6 protein-coding genes are annotated in these 7245 nt (G+C 60.1%); 1 reads left to right on the plus strand and 5 read right to left on the minus strand.

Annotated features, from left to right (window positions below):
* The 4 genes from OQK_RS27530 to OQK_RS27545 all read right to left on the minus strand — a co-directional run.
* Window positions 1–450: carbohydrate ABC transporter permease (locus OQK_RS27530; RefSeq protein ID WP_016775289.1), on the minus strand; the 450-nt coding region annotated here is incomplete at its 3' end.
* 9 nt (window positions 451–459) lie between these two features.
* Window positions 460–1326: a carbohydrate ABC transporter permease gene (locus OQK_RS27535; RefSeq protein ID WP_007912484.1), complete on the minus strand. Its 867-nt coding sequence runs from the start codon at window positions 1324–1326 to the stop codon at window positions 460–462.
* Complete coding sequence (locus OQK_RS27540; protein ID WP_016775290.1) at window positions 1323–2435, minus strand: ABC transporter ATP-binding protein; 1113 nt, start codon at window positions 2433–2435, stop codon at window positions 1323–1325. The genes OQK_RS27535 and OQK_RS27540 overlap by 4 nt, the downstream gene beginning before the upstream one ends.
* On the minus strand, window positions 2435–3529 hold the full coding sequence (locus tag OQK_RS27545) for an ABC transporter ATP-binding protein (RefSeq protein ID WP_016775291.1): 1095 nt from the start codon (window positions 3527–3529) through the stop codon (window positions 2435–2437). The genes OQK_RS27540 and OQK_RS27545 overlap by 1 nt, the downstream gene beginning before the upstream one ends.
* A gap of 320 nt (window positions 3530–3849) precedes the next feature.
* Between OQK_RS27545 and OQK_RS27550 the strand changes: the two genes are divergently transcribed.
* The gene (locus OQK_RS27550) at window positions 3850–5685 is read left to right on the plus strand and encodes a sigma-54-dependent Fis family transcriptional regulator (RefSeq protein ID WP_016775292.1); all 1836 of its coding nucleotides are present in this window, start codon (window positions 3850–3852) and stop codon (window positions 5683–5685) included.
* Window positions 5686–5847: 162 nt separating this feature from the next.
* On the opposite strand, the gene cysS is transcribed toward OQK_RS27550, so the two are convergent.
* On the minus strand, window positions 5848–7230 hold the full coding sequence (gene cysS, locus OQK_RS27555) for a cysteine--tRNA ligase (RefSeq protein WP_016775293.1): 1383 nt from the start codon (window positions 7228–7230) through the stop codon (window positions 5848–5850).
* Window positions 7231–7245 lie beyond the last annotated feature (15 nt).

Below are 7245 nucleotides of genomic sequence, written 5' to 3' on the forward strand. Positions count from 1 at the left end.
GAGAATCCACACCGCCAGCGGCACGTTGAACAGGCAGTGCGCCAAAGCCACGGCGATATGCGTGTCGAAAAGGCCGATCGACGAATACAACTGAAAGAACGGCAGCAAGAACACCGCCGGCGGCGCCATGCGGTTGGTCAGCAGCCAGAAGAACAGATGCTTGTCGCCGAGGAAACGATAGCGTGAAAACGCGTAAGCCGCCGGTAACGCCACGCTCAGGGAAATCACCGTGTTGAGGCTGACGTAATACAGCGAGTTCAAGTAGCCGGTGTACCAGCTCGGATCAGTGAAGATCACCTTGTAGTTCGCCAGCGTGAAATCCTGTGGGAAAAGCGTCAGGCCGCCGAGGATTTCGGTGTTGCTCTTGAACGACATGTTCAGCAGCCAGTAGATCGGCACCAGCAGGAACAGGATGTAGACCAGCAACGGAATAAGCTTTTTCTTGCTCATGGCCGGGCCTCAGCGGTTGGCGTCGGAGTGCGTCATGGCGGTATAGAACAGCCAGGACACCAACAGGATGATCAGGAAGTACACCAGCGAAAACGCCGCTGCCGGACCGAGGTCGAATTGCCCTACGGCCATCTGCGTCAACGTCTGACTGAGGAAGGTCGTGGCATTGCCCGGCCCGCCGCCGGTGAGCACGAACGGCTCGGTGTAGATCATGAAACTGTCCATGAAGCGCAGCATCACCGCGATCAGCAACACGCTTTTCAACTTGGGCAATTGAATGTGGCGGAACACCGCCCAGGCCGAGGCGCGATCAATGCGCGCGGCCTGGTAATAGACGTCGGGAATCGCCCGCAGGCCGGAGAAACACAGCAGCGCGACCAGCGAAGTCCAGTGCCAGACGTCCATCACCAGCACTGTCACCCAGGCGTCCATGGTGTTGGCCGCGTAGTTGTAGCTGATGCCCATCGCGTTGAGGCTGGAACCGAGCAGGCCGATGTCGGCGCGGCCGAAGATCTGCCAAATGGTGCCGACCACGTTCCACGGAATCAGCAACGGTATCGCCAGAATGATCAGCACCACCGAGGACCAGCGGCCCTTGGTCGGCATGGTCAACGCGACGGCGATGCCCAGCGGGATTTCGATCAGCAGCACGCAGGCCGAATAGATGAACTGGCGCAGCAGCGAGTCGTGCAGACGCGGATCAAGCAACACTTGTTTGTACCAATCGGCACCGACGAAGTAGCGGCTGGACTGGTCGAAGATGTCCTGCACCGAATAGTTGACCACGGTCATCATCGGGATCACCGCACTGAACGCCACCAGCAGGAACACTGGCAACACCAGCCACCAAGCCTTGTTGTTCTGCACTTTGTTCATGGCTGCGCCTCCTCGTCGCTGACTTCCAGGAGAAACTCATCGGCATAGACCATCAGCCATTGCGCCGGAAAACTGATGTAAGCCGTGCCTTGAGGCACCGGTTTGTCTTCAGCCAGGCGCACCTTCAACGGTGCGCCGTCGAGGTTGAGAGTCATGATCTTGTAGGTGCCGAGGTCTTCGACGTGTACGACTTTGGCCTGCATCGCGTCGTCAAACGGCTCGTCCCACACGTGAATGAACTCGGGGCGGATGCCGACCTTGAGATTTTTCCACTGGCCGTGTTCGATATGGCGCTGCAAGGCGTCGGATAACGGCAGGTGCGTCGAGGCGAAACCGACGCCACCGGGCTGCGGCTGCACCTCGATCAGATTCATCCCCGGGCTGCCGATGAAATAGCCGACAAAGGTGTGGCTCGGCCGCTCGAACAATTCCCGTGGCGTGCCGAACTGGACGATCTGGCCGCCGTACATCACCGCGATCTTGTCGGCGAACGTCGAAGCTTCCAGTTGATCGTGGGTGACGTAGACCATGGTGATATTGAACTGTTCGTGGATCTGCTTGAGCTTGCGCCGCAGTTTCCACTTCAAGTGCGGGTCGATCACCGTCAGCGGCTCATCGAAGAGGATTGCCGAGACGTCATCGCGCACCAGGCCACGGCCCATGGAGACTTTCTGCTTTTCGTCGGCGGTGAGATTGCGCGCTTTTTTGCTCAGCAGATTCTGCAGATCGAGCACTTCGGCAATTTCCTGCACCTTGCTGTGCACTTTCGCCTCGGCCATGCCCTGATTGCGCAGCGGGAAAGCGAGGTTGTCGAACACCGTCATGGTGTCGTAGACCACCGGAAACTGGAAAACCTGGGCGATGTTGCGCTTCTCCGGCGTGAGGTCGTTGACCGCTTTGCCGTCAAACAACACATGGCCCTGGGACGGGCTGAGCAGGCCGGAAATGATGTTGAGCAAGGTCGACTTGCCGCAACCGGACGGGCCGAGCAAAGCATAGGCGCCGCCCTGCTCCCAGACGTGATCCATCTCGCGGATCGCATAATCCTCGGCGCCGCTCGGGGTTTTGCTGTAGCTGTGGGCGAGGTGTTGCAAACGGATTTCGGCCATCAGGCAACCCTCGCGACACGCCGGCCCGGTGCTTGCACCAGACGGCCCTGCGCATCGAAAACGAACAGTTTGTGGGTCGGGATATAGATGCGGATCGGCGCATCGACGTCGTATTCATGAACACCCGGCAAGTGCAGCACCAGCAGGAAATGCTCGTTGCGCACATGCAGGAAGGTTTCCGAGCCGCTGATTTCGGCGACCTCGACGGTCACCGCCAGTTCGAGATCGTCATCGTTGCTCGGCACCAGTGAGATATGACTGGGGCGCACACCGAAGCGGAACTCGCCCTCCCCCACCGGGCGCAGATCGACGTTCAGCGGAAAGTGTACGAAGTTGGCGAAGCTGACTTCGTTGCCGGCGATGCGTCCCGGCATCAGGTTGATCGGTGGTTCGGAGAACAATTCGGCGGCGAGCACCGACTGCGGCTGGTGATAGACCTCGGTCGACGGCCCGCTCTGGATCACCCGGCCTTCGTGCAGGATGGTGGTGGTGCCGCCGAGGGCCAGCGCTTCGTTGGGCTCGGTGGTGGCGTAGATGGCGATGGTGTGGCGGGCCTTGAACAGCTCGCGCATTTCCTGACGCAGCTCTTCGCGCAGCTTGTAGTCGAGGTTGACCAGCGGCTCGTCGAAGAGGATCAGTTCAGCATCCTTGACCAGCGCGCGGGCCATGGCCGTGCGCTGTTGCTGTCCGCCGGAGAGCTCCAGCGGATAGCGCTGCAAGAACTTCTCGATGCGCAGCATGCGTGCGGTTTCCTGCACCTTGCTGTGGATGATCTCTTTCGAGATGCCGGCCTGACGCAGTGGCGAGGCGATGTTCTCGAACACCGTCATGGTCGGGTAATTGATGAACTGCTGATAGACCATCGACACGTTGCGCAGCCGCACCGGGCGCTGGGTGACGTCGACGCCGTTCATCAGCACGCGGCCGCTGTCGGGCTTGTCGAGGCCGGCCATCAGGCGCATGAGGCTGGTCTTGCCGGACAAAGTACGCCCGAGCAGAACGTTGAAGGATCCGGGTTCGAATTTCAGGCACGCATCGTCGATCCAGATCTGGCCCTCGACGGTACGGCTGACGTGCTCCAGGGTGAGTGACATGGCTCGGCCTTTGTTATTTTTGGAGTCAAGCGACCGGAGCAACAGAGCGACATTCGTGCCAGAAATGGCAAGTGCTTGATTTGTCTTGAGAAGCAGTGTTTACGGGGGCAAGCGGCGTTCACAGCTGAACACTTTTGAACAGTCGGGGTGATTGACAATGAACAATAGTGAACAACACTCTATGCACGCTTTTGCCCAATCCTCAATGCAAATGGATCCCCTGTGGGAGCGAGCCTGCTCGCTCCCACAGGGGGTTTGTGGAGTTTTGAAGATCGGGTTCATAACAATAATAAAATCGCTGCACTCAGAGGCTCGCCCCCATGGCCGCACCTGCTTCGCCGCTGTCCCACGACGCGATCGTCCAGACCTCCTGGCAACGTTGCCGCGCGTTCGGCCTCGACCACCAGAGCGCCCCGGCCTTCGATCAATTGCCCGCCGCCGGCATTGCGCGGTTGCTCGACAGCCATCATTCGCTGGTGCAGACCACGCATCAGGAAGTCCTGCCCTACTACGAAAACATCCTCAGCAATTCCAACTGCCTGATCATGCTTGCCGACAATCAGGGCCAGGTGCTGACCTCGTGGGGCACACAGCGCTTTATCGAGCCGAATCTGGCCCGGGGCTTTCAGGCCGGGGCGAGCTGGATGGAGCGCAGCAGCGGCACCAATGCGATCGGCACCGCACTGGCCTGTGAGCAGGCGGTGCACATCGAACACGACGAACACTTTCTCAAGGCCAACCGCTTCATGACCGGCTCCGCCGCGCCGATTTTCGACGCCGAGCGCAAGGTCATCGCCGTGCTCGATGTCTCCAGCGACAGCTACCTGCCGCCCTCGCACACCCTGGGCATGGTCAAGATGATGAGCCAGACCGTGGAGAACCGGCTGATCCTCAACCTGTTCCATGGCCAGCATTTTCAACTGACCTTCAACACCGGGTTGAACAACCTCGACAGCCAGTGGGCCGGGTTGTTGATTTTCGATGAGAGCGGACAGGTGCTGTCGGCCAATCGCCGCGCCGACAATCTGCTCGGTGTGCGTTTGTCGCGCGTCAGCGTTGAAAGCCTGTTCAAGGTGTCGCTGCTGGAGTTGATCAATCAGCCCGAGGGTCTGCCGTTTGCCTTGCAGACCTCCGGACGCAACCGTTTCCAGTGCTTGCTGAAACGGCCGAAACAGGCACCGGTGCAAGCGCGGGTGTTTGTCGCCGAGGACAAGCCTGCTCCAGCCAGTGCGATCAGCCTCAATACCCTGCATTTCGGCGACAGTCGCGTGGAAAAAGCCGTGCGCCAGGCTGAGCGCTTGCTGGAGAAGGACATTCCGTTGTTGATTCACGGCGAAACCGGCGTCGGCAAGGAAGTCTTCGTCAAAGCCTTGCACCAAGCCAGCTCCCGACAGAAACAGGCATTCATCGCGGTGAACTGCGCAGCGATCCCCGCTGAACTGGTCGAGTCCGAGTTGTTCGGTTACGAGAAAGGCGCGTTCACCGGGGCCAACCAGAAAGGCAGCATCGGCCTGATCCGCAAGGCCGACAAAGGCACGCTGTTTCTCGATGAGATCGGTGACATGCCGCTGCCAACTCAGGCGCGTTTGTTGCGCGTGTTGCAGGAGCGCTGCGTGCAGCCGGTGGGCAGCAGCGAGTTGTTTCCGGTGGACTTGCGGATCATTTCCGCGACCAACCGATCGTTGCGCGAGCAGGTACAACTGGGCCGCTTTCGCGAAGACTTGTACTACCGCATCGGCGGCCTGACCCTGGAGCTGCCGCCGTTACGCGAGCGCAGTGACAAGCAGGCGCTGTTCAAACGGCTGTGGGAGCAACATCGCGAGCCGACGCAATGGGCGGGGCTGAGCCAGGAGGTATTGGAGCTGTTTGAAAAGCATCCGTGGCCGGGGAATTTGCGTCAGGTCAGCAGCGTGATGCAGGTAGCGCTGGCCATGGCCGAGGAACAACCGGTGCGGCCTGAGCATCTGCCGGATGATTTTTTTGTCGACCTGGAGATGGAACCGGTGGAGACAACGGCGCCGCTGGGGCTGGATTTGAATGATGTTGAGGCGTTGAACAGGGAGTTGAAGGCGGCCGGGGGGAATATTTCGCATCTGGCGCGGCGGCTGGGGGTTAGCCGGAATACGCTTTACAAGAGGTTGCGGCAGGCTGAATGACCCACAGGGCATTTGTGTCGTGCATTGAAAGTCGATCGTTCCCACGCTCTGCGTGGGAATGCAGCCCGGGACGCTCTGCGTCCCTACAGAGCCGAACGCGGAGCGTCCGTTGAGGCATTCCCACGCAGAGCGTGGGAACGATCATGGGAGGGGCTGTGGGCCTCAGTCAGCCAGACGCCAGGTAGTCCCACCCTTGCCATCTTCCAGCACCACGCCCATCGCCGTCAGCTGATCACGGATACGATCGGACTCAGCCCAATTCTTACCCGCCCGAGCCGCCAGGCGCGCCGCAATCAGTGCATCGACTTCAGCCGCATCGACCCGCCCTTCAGCGCCGGCCTGCAGGAAGTCATCCGCCTCCAACTGCACCACACCGAGCACACTCGCCAGTTCTTTCAGACGTGCCGCCAGCCCCGCCGCTGCATCGAGATCGCTCTCACGCAGACGGTTGATCTCGCGCACCATCTCGAACAGCACGGCGCAGGCTTCAGGGGTGCCGAAGTCGTCGTTCATCACCGTGGTGAAACGCTCGACAAACGCCTCGCCGCCCGCCGGCGCCACGCTCGGCAGGCCTTTCAGCGCATGGTAGAAACGCTCCAGTGCGCCCTTGGCGTCCTTGAGGTTATCTTCCGAATAGTTGATCGCGCTGCGGTAGTGGCTCGATACCAGCAGGTAACGCACGACTTCCGGGTGGTACTTGTCGAGCACGTCGCGGATGGTGAAGAAGTTGTTCAAGGACTTGGACATCTTCTCGCCATTGATGCGAATCATCCCGCAATGCATCCACGCGTTGGCGTAGGTCTTGCCGGTGGCCGCTTCGCTCTGGGCGATTTCGTTTTCGTGGTGCGGGAACTCCAGGTCGCTGCCGCCGCCATGAATGTCGAAGGTCTCACCGAGACAGCAGGTCGACATCACCGAGCACTCGATGTGCCAGCCCGGACGTCCGGCGCCCCATGGCGATTCCCAGCTCGGCTCGCCCGGCTTGGCGGCTTTCCACAGGACGAAGTCGAGCGGGTCTTGTTTCGACTCGTCGACTTCGATACGCGCACCGATGCGCAAATCTTCGATCTTCTTGCGCGACAGCTTGCCGTAGCCCATGAATTTGGCAACGCGGTAGTACACGTCGCCATTACCTGGCGCGTAAGCGTAGCCCTTGTCGATCAGGGTCTGGATCATCGCGTGCATGCCAGCGATGTGATCGGTGGCGCGCGGTTCCATGTCCGGCTTCTGGATGTTCAGGCGCGCTTCGTCTTCGTGCATCGCGGCGATCATGCGCTCGGTCAGTGCTTCGAACGACTCACCGTTCTCACGGGCACGATTGATGATCTTGTCGTCGATGTCGGTGATGTTGCGCACGTAGGTCAGGTCATAACCGCTGAAGCGCAGCCAGCGCGTCACGAGGTCAAACGCGACCATGCTGCGGCCGTGGCCGAGGTGGCAGTAGTCGTACACGGTCATCCCGCAGACGTACATGCGCACCTTGTTGCCATCCAGCGGCTTGAAGACTTCTTTGCTCTTGCTGAGCGTGTTGTAGATCGTTAGCACGTTAGTTCCTTGACT

The organism is Pseudomonas sp. R62 (assembly GCF_000257605.1).
GTDB classification, from domain to species: Bacteria; Pseudomonadota; Gammaproteobacteria; order Pseudomonadales; family Pseudomonadaceae; genus Aquipseudomonas; species Aquipseudomonas atacamensis.